This is a genomic window from Enterobacter sp. MG-EB028 (assembly GCF_056673305.1).
In genome coordinates this window covers 452942-473898 of the sequence record NZ_CP195079.1, presented here as the reverse complement: position 1 = coordinate 473898, position 20957 = coordinate 452942, and the positions used below count along the sequence as shown (strand labels likewise).

Below are 20957 nucleotides of genomic sequence, written 5' to 3'. Positions count from 1 at the left end.
TCCTCGAACATAGGCCGGGTAAGCGTCAGCGCCACCCGGCAACATGCTTAACGCATGCCTGCTATACGTTTCTTACCGATAAACAGCCAGCCCAGCCCCAGCGCGATAAACCACAGCGGCGTGACGATCAGCGCCTGACGGGTATCATCTTCCAGCGTCAGCAGCACCAGAACGAACACGAAGAACGCCATGCACACCCAGCACATCAGCTTGCCCAGCGGCATCTTGTAGATCGATTTCTCATGCAGGTGTGGACGCTGTTTGCGGTACACCAGGTACGAGCACAGGATAATGGTCCAGACGAACATGAACAGGATCGCCGAGACCGTGGTGATCATAGTGAACGCGCCAATCACGCTTGGGTTCACGTAGAGCATCACCACGCCCCCCAACAGGCACATGCAGGAGAAGGTCAGCCCTTTCGCCGGCACCGCACGTTTAGACAGTTTCGCAAAGGCGCTCGGCGCCACGCCCTCCTGCGCCAGACCAAATAGCATACGGCTGGTGGAGAACACGCCGCTGTTCGCAGACGATGCCGCTGAGGTCAGTACCACGAAGTTAATCAGGCTAGCGGCAGCGGGCAGCCCTACCAGCACAAACAGCTCAACGAACGGACTCTTGCTGGGCACCACGGAGCTCCACGGCGTCACGGACATAATAATGATCAGCGCGAAGACGTAGAACATAATAATGCGCAGCGGAATAGAGTTGATGGCACGCGGCAGGGATTTCTCCGGGTCTTTGGTTTCCGCAGCCGTAGTCCCCACCAGCTCAATCCCTACAAACGCAAACACCGCAATCTGGAAGCCAGCAAAGAAGCCGCTGATGCCTTTCGGGAACCAGCCGCCGTCGTTCCACAGATGGGTAAAGGACGCCTGAACGCCCGTTGGCGACTGGAAGTGTGTCAATACCATCACCAGGCCCACAACAATCAGCCCCACGATAGCGACGATCTTGATCATCGCGAACCAGAACTCCATCTCACCGAACATTTTCACGGTGGCGAGGTTGAGGCTCAGCAGCAGAATAATCACCGCCAGCGAGGCGACCCAGTCCGACAGCCCCGGGAACCAGAACTGCGCGTAGGCGGTAATCGCCACGACGTCCGCCATTCCGGTGACCACCCAGCAGAACCAGTAGGTCCACCCGGTAAAATAGCCCGCCCATGGCCCGAGCAGGTCAGACGCGAAGTCGCTGAAGGATTTGTATTCGAGGTTCGAGAGCAGCAATTCACCCATTGCACGCATCACGAAGAAGAGCATAAAACCGATGATCATATAAACGAAAATGATCGACGGCCCGGCAAGACTGATGGTTTTGCCCGATCCCATAAACAGCCCGGTGCCGATGGCACCGCCAATGGCGATAAGCTGTATATGACGGTTTGTGAGATTGCGCCGTAGCGACTGTTCAGACGTCGCCTCTTCTGCAGCGGCGACTTTGACCTGATCTACCATGTAATTTTTCCTGTTTATGCCTGTCTGTGTTGTTAAGGCTCTTCTGGCCTTTAAAAACGTCAAATAAATGACGGTCCCTTTGTAAGGGTTTATCGATATTAGGTAAGAATCGGCGGGATGAATACTATGATTTAGATATTATGTTAATAATATGTTGAAAGTGAGTGTCATATCACTCATACAGCGCGAAACAGCTCACAAAAATACACGCAACAGTTTCGTTTGCAAGATAAAATATTAATTCTGTCGTAACTATAGGTTTTATCACTATTTCCTCTCCCCGAGCGGAGAGAGGAAATAAGAAAAGTCGATTACAGGATTTCCAGCAGTTCGACTTCAAATACCAGGGTGCTGAATGGCGGAATGGACGCGCCAGCGCCACGCTCGCCGTAGGCCAGGTTGTGCGGGATGGTCAGTTCCCATTTGGAACCGACTGGCATCAGGGTCAGGGCTTCGATCCAACCCGCGATAACGCCGTTGACCGGGAATTCAGCCGGTTCGCCGCGCGCCACGGAGCTGTCGAACACGGTACCGTCGATCAGTTTACCGGTGTAGTGAACGCGAACATGGTCGGTACGCGCCGGGATAGCGCCGTCGCCCTGGTTGATCACGCGGAACTGCAGGCCAGACTCGGTGCTGTTCACGCCTTCACGCTCGCGGTTCTCTTCCAGATATTTCACGCCTTCGGCTGCCATCTCTTCGAAACGCGCGCGACGCACGGCGTCAGCACGTTCGTGAATTTCACGCAGCGCACGGTGCACAACGTCAACCGGAACGGCAGGCTGTTTACCTTCCAGCGCGTCAGCGATACCCGCCACCAGCGCTTCAGGTAACAGACCTTCCAGGCCGGATTCGCTCAGCTGCTGTCCTACCTGCAAGCCGATACCGTAACTTGCCTGCGCTTCGATAGTGTCAAAAGTCGGGGTGGTCATGGGTTTTCCTTCCATCACATTTAAAGTAGCGGGCAGCATATCAGCCATGCCCTTATGGGTAAAACTTTGTCTTAAGTTAGGGTGACAAACCGCGACGAAACAGAAACAATAGAGGCAACCAGGATTAATCCCGAACTGATGTCACGGAAGTCGGGTTTGTTACGTCGTTCAGGCAGTTAGCGAACTATACTTCGAAGCACAGGATATAAAAGACGCGGAGCAGGAGGAGAGCCATGCCCGGGCGATTTGAACTGAAACCTACCCTGGCGAAAATCTGGCAGGCGCCGGACAATTTTCGCATTATGGACCCGCTGCCTCCTCTGCACCGCAGGGGGATCATCATTGGTGCGCTGATGGTCATCGTGGGCTTCCTGCTTCCTTCCGGCGGTGATGATGTCGATACCGCGCCTGTCACCCGCAATGCACAGCTGGATATTCAGTCGCAAACGCGGCCGCAGCCTGACGCGCAGCCCATGCAGACACAGCTGGTGACCCCGTCTAACGATCCAGGCCAGGTCGCGCCGGTTGAACCTGAACCCGTTCAGGATGAACAGCCGCAGGAGCAGGCCGCGGCCCCGTCTGAGCCGCAAACCCAGCAGCCTACCGGCATTGAGCAGCAGTGGCGTTCCTATCGCGTGGAGCCGGGCAAAACGCTGGCACAGCTTTTCCGCGACCACAACCTGCCGCCAACCGACGTGTATGCCATGGCTAAGGTTGAAGGTGCAGGTAAGCCGCTCAGTAACCTGCAGAATGGCCAGATGGTGCAGATTCGCCAGAATGCCAGCGGCGTGGTCACCGGGCTGACGATTGATACCGGAAATGGGCAGCAGGTACTGTTTACCCGCCAGCCTGACGGTAGTTTCATCAGAGCACGTTAATGGCATAGGCCGGGTAAGGTGAAGCCACCACCCGGCACTTTTGTTCTCAGGCACTCCGTTTATTCACCCACCAGATCCCCGAGCAGACCAGCACCAGCGCAATCGCATATTTGATATCCAGAATATTTTCGCCGAGAAAGATTGCGGAAAGCACCGTCCCTGCAACCGGAATGACAAAGTTGAACGGGGCAATCATGCTCACCCGGTTCACTTTCAGCAGTGCGCTCCACAGGGCGAACGCCACGGATGAGAGCAGCGTCAGATACCCCAGCACCGCGACAGCCTTCATGCTGTGCACTTCCAGCGTCCCGCCCGTGGCATAGCCTCCTGCAACCAGCGCAGCCCCGCCTATCGCCAGCTGCCAGCCGGTCATCACCGTTGGGTCGACGGTCTGGGAAATACGTTTCCCGTAAAGCGTGGCGGCAGAGAGAATAAAGGCCGCCAGCACCACGAAGCCGTCGCCTTTCCAGACAAACTGGAAATCGCTTAACCCACTGTGGAAGTTCACCAGCATCACCCCGGCAAACCCGAGAATACAGCCCAGCGTTTTGTTATAGCTGAGTTTGTCGTTGTGATAGATAAAGTGCGCCAGCAGCACGCTGAAGAAGGTGCCGGTGGCGTTCATGATTGAGCCATTCACCCCCGTCGTGTAGGCAAGCCCTACATAGAAGAAGGTGTACTGGATTGTCGTCTGGGTCAGTCCGAGGATCGTGAGCTGGCCAAACTGCGTGGGCGTGAGCCTGCCAATCGGTTTTCGCTGGGCCAGAGCAAACAGCAGCAGCAGCGCACCGGCAAACAGAAAGCGGTATCCGGCAAAAACAACTTTGGATGGGATGTCATCGGTCGCAATCTGAAAGAGTTCATAGCCATTTTTAATGGCCGGGTACGAGCTTCCCCAGAGTAAACAGCAGAGCGTGGCGCAGGCATAGGCCACATTTCGACGGGCAAAGACGGGCGTGGGCAGAGCGGTATCCATGACAAATCTCATAAATAAAATTGCGTTTCATTTTATTATCTGAGAATGCGTCAGGAATAGCTACCATACAAGATAAAAAGAGAATGGTCGGTAGCCTTAAAAAAGCAAAACGCCGGCACAAGGCCGGCGCTTCGAAGCGAGCAGAGTAAAATTACTCAGCTACAACGTTAACAACCAGTTTAGCGAACACTTCGCTGTGAACCTGGAAGTCAACTTCGTGCTCACCAGTGGTACGCAGAACGCCGTTCGGCATGCGAACTTCGCTCTTAGCCACTTTAACGCCTGCTGCAGTAACTGCATCAGCGATATCGCGGGTACCGATGGAACCGAACAGTTTACCTTCGTCGCCAGCTTTGGAAGCGATGGTAACAGTGCCCAGTGCGTTGATTGCTTCAGCGCGAGCGTTAGCAGCCGCCAGAACGTCAGCCAGTTTGGCTTCCAGTTCAGCACGACGTGCTTCGAAAAACTCTACGTTTTTCTTAGTAGCTGGAACAGCTTTACCCTGTGGAACCAGGAAGTTACGAGCGTAGCCCGCTTTTACGTTTACCTGATCACCCAGGCTGCCCAGGTTTGCTACTTTATCAAGCAGAATAACTTGCATTACCTTATCCTCTTAAAGTCGTATTAATGGACCGTGCCCGATTACTGATGACGATCAGTGTACGGCAGCAGGGACAGGTAGCGAGCGCGTTTGATAGCGCGAGCCAGCTGACGCTGATATTTTGCACGAGTACCGGTGATACGGCTTGGGACAATCTTACCGCTTTCGGTGATGTAGTTTTTCAGCGTTGCGATATCTTTATAGTCGATCTCTTGAACGCCTTCCGCGGTGAAACGGCAGAACTTGCGACGACGGAAATAACGTGCCATATGGCTAGTCTCCAGTATCTATCAAATCAATCTGCTCGGCATGCAGAACCATTTTGCTCAGGCCGTTCTTTGCCTTATGGCAAGAGATGAACCCCTGAACGATTACTGCGCTACCGACCGTTAAACTGTGAGTAATGGCCTGGTTTTCGTGTCCGCTAATAATAACGGGCATTTGGCACCACGCCTGCCGGTGAAACCCGGCTTCCTCTTGCACAGAACGATGCTCAAGCACGAACTGGCAATGCGGAATTCCTGATGGACTGACCTTTCGAAGGGGAGCCCTGCATACGATGCCGGACAACGCCAGACGGTTGGTCATCAGAAATTACTCTTCAGAATCCCCAGCATCAGAATCATCTGCGGTTTCGTTTGCGAAATCATCGCGACGCTCACGGCGCTCGTCTTTCGCTTTAACCATCGGAGATGCTTCGGTAACTGCGTTTTTGGTACGCATAACCATGCTGCGGATAACGGCATCGTTGAAGCGGAAGGTAGTTTCCAGCTCATCGATCACTTCCTGCGGCGCTTCAACGTTCATCAGAACGTAGTGTGCTTTGTGCAGTTTGTTGATCGGGTAAGCCAGCTGACGGCGGCCCCAGTCTTCCAGACGGTGGATCGTACCTTCTGCACCAGTGATGGCAGCAGAATAACGCTCGATCATACCCGGAACCTGTTCGCTCTGGTCAGGATGGACCATAAAAACGATTTCGTAATGACGCATCGAATTGCTCCTTACGGATTATTCAGCCTCCTGTCTGGGTCAGCCGAGGCCCGGGGAGGCAAGGAACGTGTTAAAGGTCGGCTGAAAAATTGACGCGTCATAATACTTGCGCGCCCCTGGAAACTCAAGCTGATTGCACAAATAATTCGCACAAAGCGTAAAGCTGGTCTAAGTGGGTGATTTAATATTAAACGCATCCGGAAGCGTTGCTTTTTTGAACAACTGCATCAGAAATGGTCACGTATCCCCGCCGGATGAGTGATTACACTTTAATCAGAGACCCACTGAATTAAAGAAGGAGCATTCCCCTCTCACAGCACGCAGTCGTGGAGCGCATATCATGAAAAAAATCGCATTAGCCATAATGGCTGCGCTTTTGCTCAGTGCAAACGCGATGGCAGCCATCAAAATAGACGGCCGGCAGGCCAGAAACATGGATGATGTGCACAGCTTAGGCGTAATCTATATCAATCATAATTTCGCCACTGAAAGCGAAGCAGATCAGGCACTAAATGAAGAGACCGATGCCCAGGGCGCAACCTATTACCATGTGATGTTAACCCGTGAGCCCGGCAGCAACGGCAATATGCACGCCAGTGCAGATATCTACCGGTAACGCCTTAACGCTAGCACCAGGAAAGCCAACAACGAAAACATAGCCATAGTTGACGTTGCCCCCTGCCCGGGGGCTTTTTTTTGTGAATGGCTCCGGAATACCACCGGTTACAACTGTTTTTTGGTATTCCAGAGCACTTATTCACTTCTGCCCGTAGTAGGCATTTGGGCCGTGCTTGCGCATGAAATGCTTGTTCATCAGGTAATCATCAATGCCCTGAAGCTGCGGATTAATGCCGCGGGCAATCCACGCCATTTTAGCCACCTCCTCCATCACGACAGCATTGTGTACCGCGTCGTGAGCATCTTTACCCCAGGAGAATGGACCGTGCTGATACACCACAATCCCCGGCGTATGCAGCGGTTCCGTTTCACCCAGTGTTTCGATAATCACCTTGCCGGTGTTGCGTTCGTACTCCCCTTCTACTTCAGCCTGCGTTAACGCTCGCGTGCAGGGAATGTCGCCAAAGAAGTAGTCCGCGTGGGTCGTGCCCAGCGCCGGGATGGGCAGCCCCGCCTGTGCCCAGGCCGTCGCGTGCGTGGAGTGGGTATGCACCACGCCGCCAAGGGACGGATATCGCCGGTACAGCGCCAGATGGGTTGCGGTATCTGAAGAGGGACGCCATTTTCCCTCCACGACGTTTCCGTCGAGATCCACCACCACCATATCGTCTGCTTTCATGGTGTCATACGCCACGCCGCTCGGCTTAATCACGATTAGCCCCTGCTCGCGGTCGATAGCGCTCACGTTGCCCCAGGTGAACGTGACCAGGCCATAGCGCGGCAGATCCATATTGGCTTCAAAGACCTGCTGTTTCAGCTTAAGCATGTTCAACCTCCAGCAAACCCGCCCGCACCATCCGCTCGCGCACCCAGTCCCGCGCTTTTGCTACTTCCGCAGCCGGGTCGTCTGACGTTTCGCTCCACATCTCAATCAGGTAAGGCCCGCAATAGCCTGTCTGCCTGAGCGTCTCGAAGCACCGTTCGAAATCCACCACCCCGGTGCCAAACGGTACGTTTTTAAATACGCCAGGACGGGTATCTTTAACATGCACCGCCACGATATGCCCGATGCCCGCCTGCAGCTCCATCTGCACGTCGTTATCCCATGCCGACAGGTTGCCGATATCCGGATAAAGCTGGAACCATGGGTTATTCAGATAGTGCGCATAGCCCAGCGCTTTGCTGATGGAGTTCATCAACGGGTAGTCCATGATCTCCATCGCCAGCGTAACCTGCGCGCGGCTTGCCATCTCAACGCTCTCTTTCAGGCCGTCACGGAAACGACGGCGCGTTTCATCGTTGGCTTCCTGATAGTAAACGTCATAACCCGCCAGTTGGATCACGCGGATACCCACGTCCTGGGCAAAGCGAATGGCTTTGCGCATGATCTCCAGCCCTTCAGCACGCACGGCATCATCTTCACATCCCAGAGGGAAACGACGATGGGCGCTCAGGCACATGGACGGCACGCGCACGCCGGTCTCGGCAATGGCGCTCACCAGCGCCAGACGCTGTTCGCGGCTCCAGTCCAGGCGAGAGAGACGCTCGTCCGTCTCATCCACTGACATTTCGACAAAGTCGAAACCCAGCTGTTTTGCCAGCTGTAACCGCTCCAGCCAGCACTCCCCCGCAGGGAGTGCCTTTTCATAGATGCCAAGCGGGACCTGTTTTGACAACATACCCGCTCCTTAGCCCCAAAGCTGAGCGATTGAACGTTTGAACTGACGCGCCGCTTCGACCGGAGAGGCCGCGTCGCGAATGCTGCGGCCGGCGATAAAGACGTGAATAGGGATACCCTGGAACAGCGGCAGATCTTCCAGCGCCAGGCCACCGGTGACGGTGACTTTGAAGCCCATATCCGCCAGACGCTTAATCGCGCTGATATCCGCTTCGCCCCACGCCACGCCTGCGGCCTGGGCATCGCGGCTGCGGTGGTAAACCACCTGCTGGATGCCCGCTTCGCGCCATTCCTGCGCCTGCTCCCAGGTCCAGAAGCCGGTCAGCTCAATCTGCACGTCGCCGTTAAACTCTTTTGCCACGTCCAGCGCGCCTTTGGCGGTGTTGATATCCGCACAGCAGATCACGGTGACCCAGTCGGCGTTGGCTTCAAAGCACATGCGGGAAAGGATTTTGCCTGCGTCGGCAATTTTGGCATCCGCCAGCACGATTTTGTGCGGATAGAGCGCCTTCAGGTCGCGAACGGCGCGCACGCCTTCGCCCACGCACAGAATGGTCCCCACTTCGATGATATCCACCTCTTCCGCAATCAGGCGGGTGGTTTCGTAAGCGTGAGACAGCGTCTGGTTATCCAGCGCAACTTGCAACATTGGTAATGACATGTTCAATTCCTCTTAAACGGCCGCCGCAGTGGCGTTATCAATTAAATCCAGCACGTCCTGCGCGGTGCGGCAGGCGCGTAAACGGTCAAAGTTGGCTTCGTCATCAAACAGATTGACGATCTGCATAATGCCCACCTCCTGGTGGGTGTTGGCATCAACGGCCGCCATGGTGATGAGAATATCGACCGGGTCGTTATCTTCGTGGTTAAACACCAGCGGCGTTTTCAGCGTCACCAGCGCGAAGCCGGTTTTCTTGACGCCCTCCTCCGGACGTCCGTGCGGCATTGCCAGGCCCGGCGCAATCACAAAGTAGGGGCCGTGCTGCGCCACGCCATCGAGAATGGCCTGGTAATAGCGCGGCTCGACAACGTCCGCCTTAACCAGCAGATCCACACTCAGCTTCACCGCTTCCTGCCAGGTGCTGGCGTCGGCCTGTAAAAGGATGGAGTTATTCTCTGCCAGCGAATCACGTAGTTTCATGTGGCGTCCTTACTTCACGTCTTGTGGGAAGTGCTCTTTGATCACTTCCAGCAGTTTTGGCCCGAAATCCGCAGGCGACAGCATGTTGCGTACGCCTACCACATATTTGTTGCCCGACACGCTAATCTCACCGGCAATGTGAGTTGAAGCGATGATGATGTCCGCGCCGTTTAGTTCACTTTTGTATTCACCCACTGCGCAGCTGTTCACCGTGTGGTCGATGTTTGACTGGGTTAGAAACTGGTCCACTTTCATCTTCATGATCATGGAACTACCTTGCCCATTGCCACACACAGCCAGGATACGTACGGTCATAATCGATACTCCTTAGTGAGCAGAAACTTCTGCTGTTTGTTTTTCCGCATCTTCTTCTGCTCGCAGCGAACGGCCAGCGAAGAACATATAAGCCAGAGCAATCAGGATGATGACGGCCATAAAGACCAGCCCGACGGAGGCAAAGCCCTGCATCATCGGCGGTGCCAGAATTGACCAGTCCGCCATACCCATCCAGGCGCTCATACCGGTGAGCTTGACCGCCCACACGCAACCGAAGATTTCCACCATGCCCATCACCAGGCAGATCTTGAGCGCCGCGCGCCAGCCGCCGAAGTGGTTAGCAAACACGCCGATGGTGGCGTTGGAGAAGAACATCGGGATAAAGCCAGGAATAATCAGGATTGAGGAACCGCAACCCACCAGAATGCCCACCGCAATCAGCTGGCCGATGGTGCCCCACATAAAGCCCCAGACGACGGCGTTTGGCGCAAAGCTATAGATAGCCGCACAGTCAATCGCCAGTACCGCACCAGGGATCAGGCGCTGAGAGATACCGTTGAAGGCTTCCGACAGTTCGGCGACGAACATACGCACGCCCTGAGTGATGATGAAAATCGCCACCGCGAAGGAGAAGCCGGTCTGCAGGATATAGACCGTCCAGTGGGTTTTCCCTGCCATCGCCTGCACCACGTCAATACCGAAGGAGAGCAGAATGGCGCCGAAGAAGATGGTCATCACAATCGCGGTCGAAACGATGTTGTCATGGAAGATATTGAGCCAGCCCGGCAGCTTAAGGTCTTCAACGCTCTCTTCTTTTTTGCCCAGGTACGGCGCAACTTTATAAGCAAGCCAGGCGGCAAACTGCTGCTGGTGACCGATGGAGAAGCCGCAGCCGTCAGTCACTATCTGCGTTGGCTTGTACATCATGTTGGAGGTGATACCCCAGTAGAGCGAGACCAGCACGGCGGTGCAGATGATCGTGGTCCACATGGGGTAGCCGAAGATATAGAGAGAAACCGCGATCAGCCCCGCCTGCTGGAACATAATGTGCCCGGTGAGCATGATGGTGCGAATACCGGTAATGCGGCGCAGCAGAACATAGATAATGTTCAGCGCCAGCGCGAGCAGAACCGCATATCCCACCCAGCTATAGGCATCGCCCATGCGATCGATGGTCGCCATCATTGAGGCGTAGGTATCAGAGATAGCCCCGTTAATGCCGTACACTTCCGACATTTTGGCTACAACTGGCTTAAACGTGCTGGTCAGAATGCCTGACCCCGCCTGTAACAGCATGAAACCGATAATGGTTTTGATGGTGCCTTTAATAATCACGCTGACGCTTTTGCGCAGCAGGATGTACCCCAGGCACGTCACGATACCCAGCAACAGCGGGGCGTTGGTCATTACCTGATTAAAGAAAACGGTAAAGACGTTGTAGAGGATCTCCATAACTCTCTCCAGAAATGAGAACACAAGGGGCAATCCCTGTGCGGTTGGTGTCATCACTCTATTAATCACAAATAATCACCACAAGATTGCATTTGATTATTTGTGACGCATCACGCAATTTATTTCCATGCTGTTAGTAATGATTTTCACTACCGTACTGCGAAAATAAATTAATCCTTATAATTCATTAGATTAATGTTTAATATGCGATACTCTAACAAGTAAATAGCGGAGAGTCCGTGAAGTCGCGCAGATAAAATTCCTCATTTTTACCATTGCAAAGCGCGTTAAATGGTGCCAGCATTAATCACAACAAATCACCATGTGATTACTTTTGATTAAACCCAGGAGTCAAAACGATGAGTAAAGTGAAAACCATCACCCGTGAATCATGGATTCTGAGCACATTCCCGGAGTGGGGTAGCTGGCTGAACGAAGAGATCGAGCAGGAACAGGTTGCTCCTGGCACGTTTGCAATGTGGTGGCTGGGCTGCACCGGTATCTGGCTGAAATCAGAAGGCGGCGCCAATATCTGCGTTGATTTCTGGTGCGGCACCGGCAAGCAGAGCCACGGTAATCCGCTGATGAAAAAAGGCCACCAGATGCAGCGTATGGCCGGCGTTGAAAAACTGCAGCCGAACCTGCGCACCACGCCGTTTGTGCTTGATCCGTTTGCCATTCGTCAGATCGACGCTGTGCTTTCTACCCACGATCATAACGATCATATTGACGTGAACGTGGCGGCAGCGGTAATGCAAAACTGCGCGGACGACGTACCCTTTATCGGGCCGCAAACCTGCGTAGATCTCTGGATTGGCTGGGGCGTGCCGAAAGAGCGCTGCATCGTAATGAAGCCTGGCGACGTGGTGAAAATCAAAGACATTGAAATCCACGCCCTGGATGCCTTTGACCGTACCGCACTGATTACCCTGCCGGCCGACCAGAAAGCTGCGGGCGTACTGCCGGACGGCATGGACGAGCGCGCGGTGAACTACCTGTTCAAGACGCCGGGCGGCTCCCTGTACCACAGCGGTGACTCCCACTACTCCAACTATTACGCGAAGCACGGCAACGAACATCAGATTGACGTAGCGCTGGGCTCGTACGGCGAAAACCCGCGCGGTATTACGGATAAAATGACCAGCGCCGACATGCTGCGTATGGCGGAAGCGCTGAATACCAAAGTGGTTATTCCGTTCCACCACGATATCTGGTCAAACTTCCAGGCCGATCCGCAGGAAATCCGCGTGCTGTGGGAGATGAAAAAAGACCGCCTGAAGTATGGCTTTAAGCCGTTTATCTGGCAGGTCGGCGGCAAGTTCACCTGGCCTCTGGACAAAGACAATCTCGAATATCACTACCCACGCGGTTTCGATGATTGCTTCACCATTGAGCCCGATCTTCCGTTCAAGTCCTTCCTCTGATTATGAGGCCACATCGCCAGACCCTGAGTCTGGCGATTTCATATTTATTTTAGTAATTTCACGCTATTTCAAATATCATCTTTTCAAATCAATTCTTATCGGAATAGCTCATGACGGAAGCGCAACGGCATCAAATTTTACTGGAACTCCTGGCGCAAACAGGGTTTATCACCGTCGAGAAAGTGATCGAACGTTTAGGCATCTCCCCCGCTACCGCGCGGCGGGACATCAACAAGCTGGATGAGAGCGGCAAGCTGAAAAAAGTCCGCAACGGCGCGGAAGCCATCAGCCAGCAGCGTCCACGCTGGTCGCCGATGAATATCCATCAGGCGCAGAATCACGATGAAAAGGTACGGATTGCCAGAGCGGCATCGCAGTTGGTGAACCCCGGTGAGAGCGTCGTCATCAACTGCGGCTCCACGGCGTTTTTGCTGGGTCGCGAGATGTGCGGCAAGCCGGTGCAAATCATCACCAACTATTTGCCGCTGGCTAACTACCTGATCGATCAGGAACATGAGAGCGTGGTGATCATGGGCGGCCAGTACAATAAAAGCCAGTCCATCACGCTCAGCCCACAGGACAGCGAAAACAGTCTCTACGCCGGGCACTGGATGTTTACCAGCGGCAAAGGCCTGACCGCTGACGGTTTGTATAAAACCGATATGCTGACCGCAATGGCGGAACAAAACATGCTTAACGTTGTGGGCAAGCTCGTAGTGCTGGTCGACAGCAGCAAAGTCGGTGAACGCGCAGGCATGCTGTTCAGCCGCGCAGAACAGATCGACATGGTGATCACCGGCAAAGGGGCGAACCCCGAGATCCTCCAGAAGCTGGAAGATCAGGGCGTCAAAGTCCTGCGCGTTTAAAGGTGCTGGCGGAAAAATGCCACCGTGGCGTCCAGCGCCGTTGGCGTGATGCGGTGGCGGACGCCCGATTCCCACAAACAGGTCAGATTAGCGTCCAGTCCTTCATTCTTTAACGCCTGTTGCAGGCGGAAGGTTCCGTCCGGCGGCACCACATCATCCGCATCACCGTGCCACAGCAGCAGCGGGCGATCGGCAAGGCGCGGCAATGCCCGGGTCACTTCCCACTCTGCCAGCATCGCCGCAATTTGCGTTAAATCCTGAGGGGGGAAAAGCGTCTTCGCCAGCGAGGTAAAATAGCCCGAGCCCATCAGACAGGCGACAGACATCACGTCAGGATGATGCGTCATAATCCCCAGCGCCGTCATACCGCCCATCGACGCCCCGGCCACCGCCAGCCGATTATCGGCCACCAGCCCTGCCTCATAAAGCGCATCGCGCAGCCCGGCAAACTCGGTCAGGCTGCCGTGCAGAATGTGCCAGAACTGCCCAAGCCGCGCATGTCCATCGCCCGTGAAGCGCGCCCCGTGGTCAGGGGCATCCGGCATCACCACGCGAAAACCCGCCTGCGCCAGCGCCACCGCAAAATAGCTGTAAACCAGTTTAGATGAGGTAAACCCATGATAAAAAACCACAACCGGCAGCGGTTTATCACGTTTTCCTGCCGGCACGGCATGTAAAATTTCATGTTCACCGAGATGGCGTATTTCAATTTCAATCATTGTCGACCCTGTACGAATGAATGATTCATAATGTTGAGAACTGGGTTACGGTTTGACGCTATTTTCATTCGAAAATAGCGTACCAGATAACACTTCGGGAACATTCCCCCAAAACTAAATTCGCAGACAACTACACTATGGCTAACAGGAAACGAGATATGGTTATGCACAGGTTTGCTGCTTTATTGCTGGTGTTTCTGCTCAGCGGCTGTAGCGCACTGCAGGGTACACCGCAACCCGCTCCCCCGGTTGCCGATCATCCGCAGGAGATTCGTCGTAATCAGACGGAAGGATTACAGCGAATGGGCACCGTCTCCGCGCTGGTTCGCGGTTCGCCGGATGACGCAGAAGACGCAATAAAGGCACAAGCCGTCGCCGCCAAAGCAGATTATTACGTCATTATTATGATCGACGAAACCATCATAACGGGACAGTGGTATTCACAAGCCATTTTGTACCGAAAATAATGGTTTACCTTTGAACGACATTTACACTGCTTTGCGTCCATAGACATTTTCCTGTCCACAATAAACTCCATGCCAGCGACAAGGAATGGGAGTTTATTCGCGAAGGATTGCCCGGCGGATACCGGAAATATGTGAAATGGAGCTGACGATGAAACGAACTCTTGCTTTGACCTCTCTGTTGCTCTCAGCAGGCCTTGTGAGCACCACCGCGCAGTCAGCAGAATTCGCCAGTGCGGATTGCGTAACGGGTCTGAATGAAATAGGCCATATCTCCGTCAATAACATTTCGGGGAGCCCGCAAGACGTTGAACGTATCGTGGCATTAAAGGCCGATGAACAGGGCGCGTCATGGTATCGCATCATCCAGATGCAGGAAGATAACCATATCGATCACTGGCGGGTACAGGCCATTCTCTACGTATAAGTCCTTCCTGATAAAAGCCACTTATTTTTAGTGGCTTTTCGTTTTTGCAAATTTTTTATCTATTTTAAAACCACTCAAAAACAATAAAATAACATTTTGTTACATTAATTCAGTAAACGTAATCTCCGCTCTGCCGTTGAAGAACCATACCTTTTCAATGATGAGCAATTTATGATCAATTTTTTCCGCCGTGCGGGCCTTGGAACAAAGCTGTCGCTGCTGACGGGCGTCAGTGTCGCCACGCTGTTTCTGCTTTTCACTTTCCTGCTCAGCCAAAAAGCCAGCCAGCAGCTTGAAGCCCTCGCGGTAGAAGATCTGCATAATCAGTCCACCGGTATGGTCGACATGGTGCAGATGTTTAATACCAGCCTGAGCGAGGAAGTCGAAAGCTATACCAGACTGTTTACGACATTTCTGCCTCAGCCGTTTAGCGTCGATACTAATCAGACCCGGACCATTAACGGGCTCACCGTTCCCCTGCTGAAAGGGGGCGACGCTGAACTCCATGAAAACACGACATTTTCTGATGACTTTCTGAGTCGTACAGGAGCAATCTCCACGCTGTTTGTTCGCAGCGGTAACGACTTCATTCGCGTTGCCACTTCCCTGCGCAAAGAGAACGGCGATCGCGCCATGGGAACCGTTCTGGACGCGAGCAGCCCGGCGTTTGCCGCCGTCAGCAAAGGTGAAGTCTACCGCGGCCTGGCGCTCCTGTTTGGCAAACGCTACATCACCCAGTACCAGCCCGTTAAGGATAGTGAAGGCCAGGTCATTGGGATCATCTTCGTTGGGGTGGATATCACTCACTCCTGGAACGTCATGCGCGAGAAAATCCTTAACCGCCGCCTGGGCGAGAGCGGGCACTTCTTTGTGCTGGACCGCAGCAACGGCAAAACGCGCGGTCAGTATCTGTTCCATGCCAGCGAAGAGGGAAAACAGCCGAAGTGGGATAGCGCCACCCAACAGCAGCTGCTGAGCGATTCCTCAGGTACGCTGGAACGCGTAAGCGACGACGGCCGCACGCTGAAAATGGCCTATACGCCGCTGCCCGGCTGGAACTGGACCATCGTCGGTGAAGTGGATAAATCAGTCCTGCTCGCGAGCGTTAACGCCATGCGCGACCGTTTCCTGCTGGCCGGCGTAGCGTTGTCAGTCCTCTTCGCGGGCCTGTTTGTAGTGCTTATTCGCCGGATGCTGACCCGTCCGCTGCGTAACGTGATTGACCTGGCCCGCCAGTATGCCGCTGGCGATTTGCGCTCCAGCCTGCCCGTCACTCGTCAGGATGAGGTTGGCCAGCTGGTCGATGCCATCAACGGTATTGGCGATGGGCTACAAAAAATTGTCCTGCAGGTCCGTGAAGCCGCGGGCGAGATACATCTGGGCACCAATGCGCTGGCCTCCGATACCGGAGACATCTCCGAGCAGATCAACAAGCAGGCCAGCAGCGTGGAAGAAACCTCCGCCAGCATGGAGCAACTGGCCGCGACCGTGCAGCAAAATGCCGCCAACATGGAGCAAACGCAGCAGCTGGTAGGTGAAACCTCACGCGCGGTTCATCAGGGTGGTGAAACGGTAACCCATGCGGTTGCCACGATGGACGACATTCGCGAAGCATCAAAACGCATCGAAGACATCACGCGCGTAATCGAGTCCATCGCGTTCCAGACCAATATTCTGGCGCTGAATGCGGCGGTTGAAGCAGCACGCGCAGGGGAGCACGGAAAAGGGTTTGCGGTGGTCGCGCAGGAAGTTCGCGCCCTGGCAGGACGCAGCGCTAACGCGGTGAAGGAGATTGAACAGCTGATTGGCGATACGCTACGAAAAGTGGGCGAAGGCCACGCGCTGTCTGAACAGACGCGTCTGGCGATGGATTCCATCATCGTTCATATCGACAACATCAGCCAGCTGGTCACGGAGATTAACCATGCGTCACGCGAGCAGTCCGCGGGGATCGGCCAGGTCAATCTTGCGATGACCCACATTGGCGAAGCGTCGCATATCAACGCCGATCGCATCTCACGCAGCGAGCAAACCGCACGCACGCTGCGCGAGAAAGGGTCACACCTTACCCAACTGGTCAGCCTGTTCCAGCTTAAACGCTAGCCAACCCTGCCCGTGGCGCGCAGCAGCAGATCGCTTTGCACCTGCTCGCTCATCAGCGTACCGCCACGGGTATCCAGCATCATGCGGCACCACGCCTGCGCCACGGGCGGCGATGCGTGCCGCAGCATCTGGCTTCCGGCGCCCAGCAAAAAGAGCTGCCGCGCGATCTCCCTCCCCTGTGCCTCCTGCGGTTTACGCAGCTTTTGCTGAAGCTGCCGCCAGCTGCGGTCAAAGTGTCGGTCCTGTCCTTTCACCTGGGCAAACTCATCGGCAAGCAGGTCGTGGATCCCTGGCTGCTTCGCCAGCACGCGCAGCACGTCCAGGCACATGATATTTCCCGATCCTTCCCAGATGCTGTTCACCGGCATCTCGCGATACAGGCGCGGAAGTTCACTCTCCTCGCAATACCCTACGCCGCCCAACACCTCCATCGCCTCCGCGACAAACGGAATGCCCGCTTTGCACACGCTAAATTTTGCAGCCGGGGTAAAAAGCCTTGCCCAGGCGGCCTCCTGCGGATCGGTACGGTTATCCCACGCCCTGGCCAGGCGGAACAGCAGCGCCGTTTGCCCCTCCAGCACCAGCGCCATGCGGCTTAACGCTTCGCGCATTAACGGCTGATCGATAAGATTTTTGCCGAAGGTCTGACGTTGATGGGCATGGTACAGCGCCACGGATAACGCCCGGCGCATTAGCCCGTGGCTGCCCAGGGCGCAGTCGAAGCGCGTCAGACCGCCCATTTTGAGGATCTGCCGTACCCCTTCGCCCTCTTCCCCCAGCAGCCAGCCGGAAGCGTCGAGGAACTCCGCCTCACTGCTGGCGTTGGAGCGGTTGCCAAGCTTCTCTTTCAGACGCTCAAGGCGCACGGCGTTGCGCTGTCCGTCCGGCAAGAAACGCGGAACAAAAAAGCAGGAAAGGCCGCCTTTCGCCTGGGCCAGCACCAGATGCGCATCGCTTTGTGGTACGGAGAAAAACCATTTATGCCCCACCAGCCGGTAGCTGCCGTCGCTGCATTTTTCCGCTCTGGTGGTGTTGCTGAGCACGTCCGAGCCGCCCTGCTTTTCCGTCATCCCCATGCCGATCAGCAGGCCGCGCTTTTGCCCACCCGGCGCGAGATGGGGATCGTAGCGATCGCTCATCAGCGGCGTTAACCAGCCATGAAACGGTTTGGGCAGCGACTGCTGCAACAGCGGCGTGGCGGCAAAGGTCATGGTCACCGGGCATAACGTCCCCGCTTCTACCTGAGCATGGAGCACAAAGCGTGCGGCCCTGGCGACAAACGACCCTTTACGCGCCTCCTCTTCCCAGGCCAGATTATGTACCCGGTTGGCGCAGAGCCCCTGCATCAGCAGGTGCCACGCGGGGTGAAAGCGAACGTCATCCAGCCGCTCTCCGGTGGCGTCGTAGCGTAATAGCTCCGGTGGATTCACGTTCGCGAGCCTGCCCAGCTCCAGCGATTCCGCCGTACCCAACTGCTGACCAATGCTGGCGAGGAGTTCTATATCCCACTCGGCCCCTTCACGCGCCACCGCATCACGCAGGGCACAGTCTGAAAGGAAAAGGTTGCTGTTAGAGAGTGGGGCAGGTTGATTAAAAACGGTATGGGTCTGCCAGTGCATGCTGTCTCCCTCCTTCAGTGGCAATGAAGGTAAGTATGGACAGACCGCGTGCACGCTGCATGGGAGTGAGGTCACACGGTGGTGATCCCGCTGATATCATTCGTGAAATAGCTCACAGAACATAAGAATAAACTATTTCATTACCCCGCTTATGTTGAATAATTTATTCTTAACCCGTCTTTGTGAGGATCGTTATGCAACAGGATGCGCACAAGCGTGCATTAATTGCAGGCTCCATTGGTAACTTCATCGAGTGGTATGAGTTTGCGGTCTACGGTTTTCTGGCGACCGTGATTGCGAAGAACTTCTTCCAGCTTGAGGGAGAGGCGGGACTGACCAGTCTGATCCTCACCTGGGCCTCGTTTGCCATCGCCTTCTTCTTCCGTCCGCTGGGTGCGGTGATATTTGGCCGTATTGGCGACAGGATTGGGCGAAAACCGACGCTGATTATTGTGCTGGTGCTGATGACGCTCGCCACCACGGCCATCGGCATCGTGCCCGTCTACGCCAGTATCGGCATTGCTGCGCCGTTAATCATTACGCTGCTGCGCATCCTGCAGGGGCTGTTCGCGGGCGGCGAGTACGGTGGTGCGGTCTCGCTGATGACCGAGTTCGCCCCGCGCGGCAAGCGCGGCCTGTACGGCGCGTGGCAGTCCTTTACCGTAGCGCTCGGGCTGTTAGCGGGCGCTGCTATTGTCGCGCTGCTCTCTGCCGTTCTTACCCCTGAAGACCTGCATGACTGGGGCTGGCGCATTCCGTTCTTCCTTGCCCTGCCGATGGGTGCGGTCGCGCTATGGCTGCGGGTGAGTATGGAAGAGACGCCGAGCTTTGTGCAGCAGCAGGAAAAACCGGCTGCTGCTCAGGCCAGCACTTCCGCCACGCTCAAAACCATCCTGATGGGCATTGGGCGCGTGATGGTCTGGTCCGCGGCGGGATATACCTATCTGGTAATTATGCCAACCTACCTGCAGTCAGCGCTGCACACCGGCTTTAACCAGGCGCTGCTGATCGCGGTGATTTCAAATATCGGCTTTGCGCTGACGATTATCCCGGCCGGGATCCTGAGCGACAGGATTGGCCGCCGCACGGTGATGATTATCGCTACCGCGCTGCTGCTGATCCTCGCCCTGCCGCTGCTGAAAATTCTTCAGGCGGAGTCGAGCACGCTGGCGGTGAAGGCTGGTGTGGTACTCATTGCAGGCGGTCTGGTGGGCATGCTGGCGGGGCCGGGCCCGGCAATGCTATCTGAGATGTTCCCGACTCGCGTGCGCTATACGGGGCTGGGGCTGGCCTACTCTTTGTCGAACGCAATTTTCTCGGGATGTGCAGGGCTAATCATTACCGGGCTGATTAAGCAGACGGGCAACCTGGATATTCCGGCGTATTACGTGATGGCGACGGCGGTAGTGAGTATTTTCGCGCTGATGACGCTGAGGAAGGATGACCATTTGCGGTCGCTAGAAGAGTGAGTTTGTCACCGTCTGGTGCCTCACCCCGGCCCTCTCCCACGGGGAGAGGGAGAAAACACAAAAGGCCGTCCTGTGGACGGCCTTGCTGTTTATGCTCCCCGCTGGCGCACCGCTTCAAACAGGCAGATGCCCGTCGCAACGGAAACGTTCAGAGACGACACGCTGCCCGCCATCGGGATACTAATCAGCTCGTCGCAGTGTTCGCGGGTCAGACGACGCATGCCTTCGCCTTCCGCTCCCATAACCAGCGCCAGACGGCCGGTCATTTTGCTCTGGTACAGAGTATGATCCGCTTCACCGGCGGTACCGACGATCCAGATGTTCTCTTCCTGCAGCATACGCATGGTGCGCGCCAGGTTGGTCACGCGGATCAGCGGAACGTTTTCCGCCGCGCCGCAGGCCACTTTCTTCGCAGTCGCGTTCAGCTGCGCGGAGCGATCTTTCGGCACGATCACCGCGTGCACGCCCGCCGCATCGGCGCTGCGCAGGCACGCGCCGAGGTTATGCGGATCGGTTACGCCATCGAGGATCAGGAAGAACGGGTTATCCAGCCCGGCAATCAAATCCGGCAGATCATTTTCCTGATACTGACGGCCAGGCTTCACGCGGGCAATGATTCCCTGGTGAACCGCGCCTTCGCTTTTCTCATCCAGGAACTGGCGGTTAGCCAGCTGGATCACCACGCCCTGCGCTTCCAGCGCGTGGATCAGCGGCATCAGACGCTTATCTTCACGCCCTTTCAGAATAAAGACTTCCTGAAAACGCTCCGGTGCGCGCTCGAGAAGGGCCTGCACCGCGTGGATGCCGTAAATCATTTCACTCATTGATGGTTCTCGTAATAAGTATTTCCCCTCTCCCGGTTGGGGA

The 20957-nt window shown here is 55.4% G+C and carries 24 protein-coding genes; 8 read left to right on the top strand and 16 right to left on the bottom strand.

Annotated elements, in window-relative coordinates; all coding sequences use genetic code 11:
* Nucleotides 1–47 precede the first annotated feature (47 nt).
* Together cycA and bamJ are read right to left on the bottom strand one after the other, a co-directional pair.
* A complete protein-coding gene (cycA, locus tag ACR42C_RS02185) occupies nt 48–1457 on the bottom strand; it encodes a D-serine/D-alanine/glycine transporter (protein ID WP_316379806.1) in 1410 nt (469 codons plus the stop codon).
* Nucleotides 1458–1768: 311 nt separating this feature from the next.
* On the bottom strand, nt 1769–2389 hold the full coding sequence (gene bamJ, locus ACR42C_RS02180; RefSeq protein ID WP_008502892.1) for a BamJ family beta-barrel-assembly machinery protein: 621 nt from the start codon (nt 2387–2389) through the stop codon (nt 1769–1771).
* Nucleotides 2390–2622: 233 nt separating this feature from the next.
* Between bamJ and ACR42C_RS02175 the strand changes: the two genes are divergently transcribed.
* A complete protein-coding gene (locus ACR42C_RS02175; RefSeq protein WP_163330679.1) occupies nt 2623–3267 on the top strand; it encodes an OapA family protein in 645 nt (214 codons plus the stop codon).
* 46 nt (nt 3268–3313) lie between these two features.
* Here the strand turns inward: ACR42C_RS02175 and ACR42C_RS02170 are convergent, their stop codons facing one another.
* The 5 genes from ACR42C_RS02170 to rpsF form a co-directional block, all read right to left on the bottom strand.
* Nucleotides 3314–4243, bottom strand: coding sequence for a DMT family transporter (locus ACR42C_RS02170; RefSeq protein WP_320720126.1), 930 nt, complete (start codon nt 4241–4243; stop codon nt 3314–3316).
* Between the two features lie 151 nt (nt 4244–4394).
* On the bottom strand, nt 4395–4844 hold the full coding sequence (gene rplI, locus ACR42C_RS02165; RefSeq protein ID WP_006810372.1) for a 50S ribosomal protein L9: 450 nt from the start codon (nt 4842–4844) through the stop codon (nt 4395–4397).
* A gap of 41 nt (nt 4845–4885) precedes the next feature.
* Nucleotides 4886–5113: a 30S ribosomal protein S18 gene (gene rpsR, locus ACR42C_RS02160; protein ID WP_000135199.1), complete on the bottom strand. Its 228-nt coding sequence runs from the start codon at nt 5111–5113 to the stop codon at nt 4886–4888.
* A gap of 4 nt (nt 5114–5117) precedes the next feature.
* Nucleotides 5118–5432: a primosomal replication protein N gene (priB, locus tag ACR42C_RS02155; protein ID WP_028015270.1), complete on the bottom strand. Its 315-nt coding sequence runs from the start codon at nt 5430–5432 to the stop codon at nt 5118–5120.
* Between the two features lie 6 nt (nt 5433–5438).
* On the bottom strand, nt 5439–5834 hold the full coding sequence (rpsF, locus tag ACR42C_RS02150; RefSeq protein ID WP_014068637.1) for a 30S ribosomal protein S6: 396 nt from the start codon (nt 5832–5834) through the stop codon (nt 5439–5441).
* A gap of 340 nt (nt 5835–6174) precedes the next feature.
* Here rpsF and yjfY point away from each other — a divergent pair, with 340 nt between their 5' ends.
* Nucleotides 6175–6450: a DUF1471 family protein YjfY gene (gene yjfY / locus ACR42C_RS02145; RefSeq protein WP_116343604.1), complete on the top strand. Its 276-nt coding sequence runs from the start codon at nt 6175–6177 to the stop codon at nt 6448–6450.
* A 141-nt stretch (nt 6451–6591) separates the two neighbouring features.
* Here the strand turns inward: yjfY and ACR42C_RS02140 are convergent, their stop codons facing one another.
* The 6 genes from ACR42C_RS02140 to ulaA are packed head-to-tail and all read right to left on the bottom strand — an operon-like array spanning nt 6592 to nt 10999.
* Nucleotides 6592–7278 (bottom strand): L-ribulose-5-phosphate 4-epimerase, encoded by a 687-nt coding sequence (locus ACR42C_RS02140; RefSeq protein WP_316379809.1) that lies wholly within the window; start codon nt 7276–7278, stop codon nt 6592–6594.
* Nucleotides 7271–8131 (bottom strand): L-ribulose-5-phosphate 3-epimerase, encoded by an 861-nt coding sequence (locus tag ACR42C_RS02135; protein WP_116343606.1) that lies wholly within the window; start codon nt 8129–8131, stop codon nt 7271–7273. Before ACR42C_RS02135 ends, ACR42C_RS02140 begins: the two co-directional genes overlap by 8 nt.
* 9 nt (nt 8132–8140) lie before the next feature.
* Nucleotides 8141–8791 (bottom strand): 3-keto-L-gulonate-6-phosphate decarboxylase UlaD, encoded by a 651-nt coding sequence (gene ulaD / locus ACR42C_RS02130; RefSeq protein WP_017694667.1) that lies wholly within the window; start codon nt 8789–8791, stop codon nt 8141–8143.
* Between the two features lie 12 nt (nt 8792–8803).
* Complete coding sequence (ulaC, locus tag ACR42C_RS02125) at nt 8804–9271, bottom strand: PTS ascorbate transporter subunit IIA (protein ID WP_061099468.1); 468 nt, start codon at nt 9269–9271, stop codon at nt 8804–8806.
* A gap of 9 nt (nt 9272–9280) precedes the next feature.
* On the bottom strand, nt 9281–9586 hold the full coding sequence (gene ulaB / locus ACR42C_RS02120) for a PTS ascorbate transporter subunit IIB (protein WP_003856022.1): 306 nt from the start codon (nt 9584–9586) through the stop codon (nt 9281–9283).
* 12 nt (nt 9587–9598) lie between these two features.
* Entirely contained in the window at nt 9599–10999 is a 1401-nt protein-coding gene (gene ulaA, locus ACR42C_RS02115) for a PTS ascorbate transporter subunit IIC (protein ID WP_080328803.1), read from the bottom strand.
* Between the two features lie 359 nt (nt 11000–11358).
* Here ulaA and ulaG point away from each other — a divergent pair, with 359 nt between their 5' ends.
* Nucleotides 11359–12423, top strand: a complete 1065-nt coding sequence (gene ulaG, locus ACR42C_RS02110; protein WP_006810379.1) for an L-ascorbate 6-phosphate lactonase — start codon at nt 11359–11361, stop codon at nt 12421–12423.
* 110 nt (nt 12424–12533) lie between these two features.
* Nucleotides 12534–13289: an HTH-type transcriptional regulator UlaR gene (gene ulaR / locus ACR42C_RS02105; RefSeq protein WP_024907324.1), complete on the top strand. Its 756-nt coding sequence runs from the start codon at nt 12534–12536 to the stop codon at nt 13287–13289.
* Here the strand turns inward: ulaR and yjfP are convergent.
* Entirely contained in the window at nt 13286–14008 is a 723-nt protein-coding gene (gene yjfP, locus ACR42C_RS02100; RefSeq protein ID WP_192984715.1) for an esterase, read from the bottom strand. The genes ulaR and yjfP overlap by 4 nt on opposite strands.
* Nucleotides 14009–14145: 137 nt before the next feature.
* Between yjfP and bsmA the strand changes: the two genes are divergently transcribed.
* The 3 genes from bsmA (at nt 14146) to ACR42C_RS02085 (ending at nt 17002) form a co-directional block, all read left to right on the top strand.
* On the top strand, nt 14146–14475 hold the full coding sequence (gene bsmA, locus ACR42C_RS02095; RefSeq protein ID WP_028015263.1) for a biofilm peroxide resistance protein BsmA: 330 nt from the start codon (nt 14146–14148) through the stop codon (nt 14473–14475).
* Between the two features lie 136 nt (nt 14476–14611).
* Entirely contained in the window at nt 14612–14899 is a 288-nt protein-coding gene (gene yjfN, locus ACR42C_RS02090; protein WP_045134420.1) for a DUF1471 family protease activator YjfN, read from the top strand.
* A 171-nt stretch (nt 14900–15070) separates the two neighbouring features.
* Complete coding sequence (locus ACR42C_RS02085) at nt 15071–17002, top strand: methyl-accepting chemotaxis protein (RefSeq protein WP_166709862.1); 1932 nt, start codon at nt 15071–15073, stop codon at nt 17000–17002.
* On the opposite strand, the gene ACR42C_RS02080 is transcribed toward ACR42C_RS02085, so the two are convergent.
* Complete coding sequence (locus ACR42C_RS02080; protein ID WP_302219127.1) at nt 16999–18621, bottom strand: isovaleryl-CoA dehydrogenase; 1623 nt, start codon at nt 18619–18621, stop codon at nt 16999–17001. The two genes, ACR42C_RS02085 and ACR42C_RS02080, sit on opposite strands and share 4 nt — an antisense overlap.
* Before the next feature lie 194 nt (nt 18622–18815).
* Here ACR42C_RS02080 and ACR42C_RS02075 point away from each other — a divergent pair, with 194 nt between their 5' ends.
* Nucleotides 18816–20090 (top strand): MFS transporter, encoded by a 1275-nt coding sequence (locus ACR42C_RS02075; protein WP_166709858.1) that lies wholly within the window; start codon nt 18816–18818, stop codon nt 20088–20090.
* A gap of 89 nt (nt 20091–20179) precedes the next feature.
* Here ACR42C_RS02075 and rlmB read toward each other — a convergent pair whose 3' ends face one another.
* Nucleotides 20180–20914, bottom strand: coding sequence for a 23S rRNA (guanosine(2251)-2'-O)-methyltransferase RlmB (rlmB, locus tag ACR42C_RS02070; RefSeq protein WP_116343612.1), 735 nt, complete (start codon nt 20912–20914; stop codon nt 20180–20182).
* Nucleotides 20915–20957: the final 43 nt, after the last annotated feature.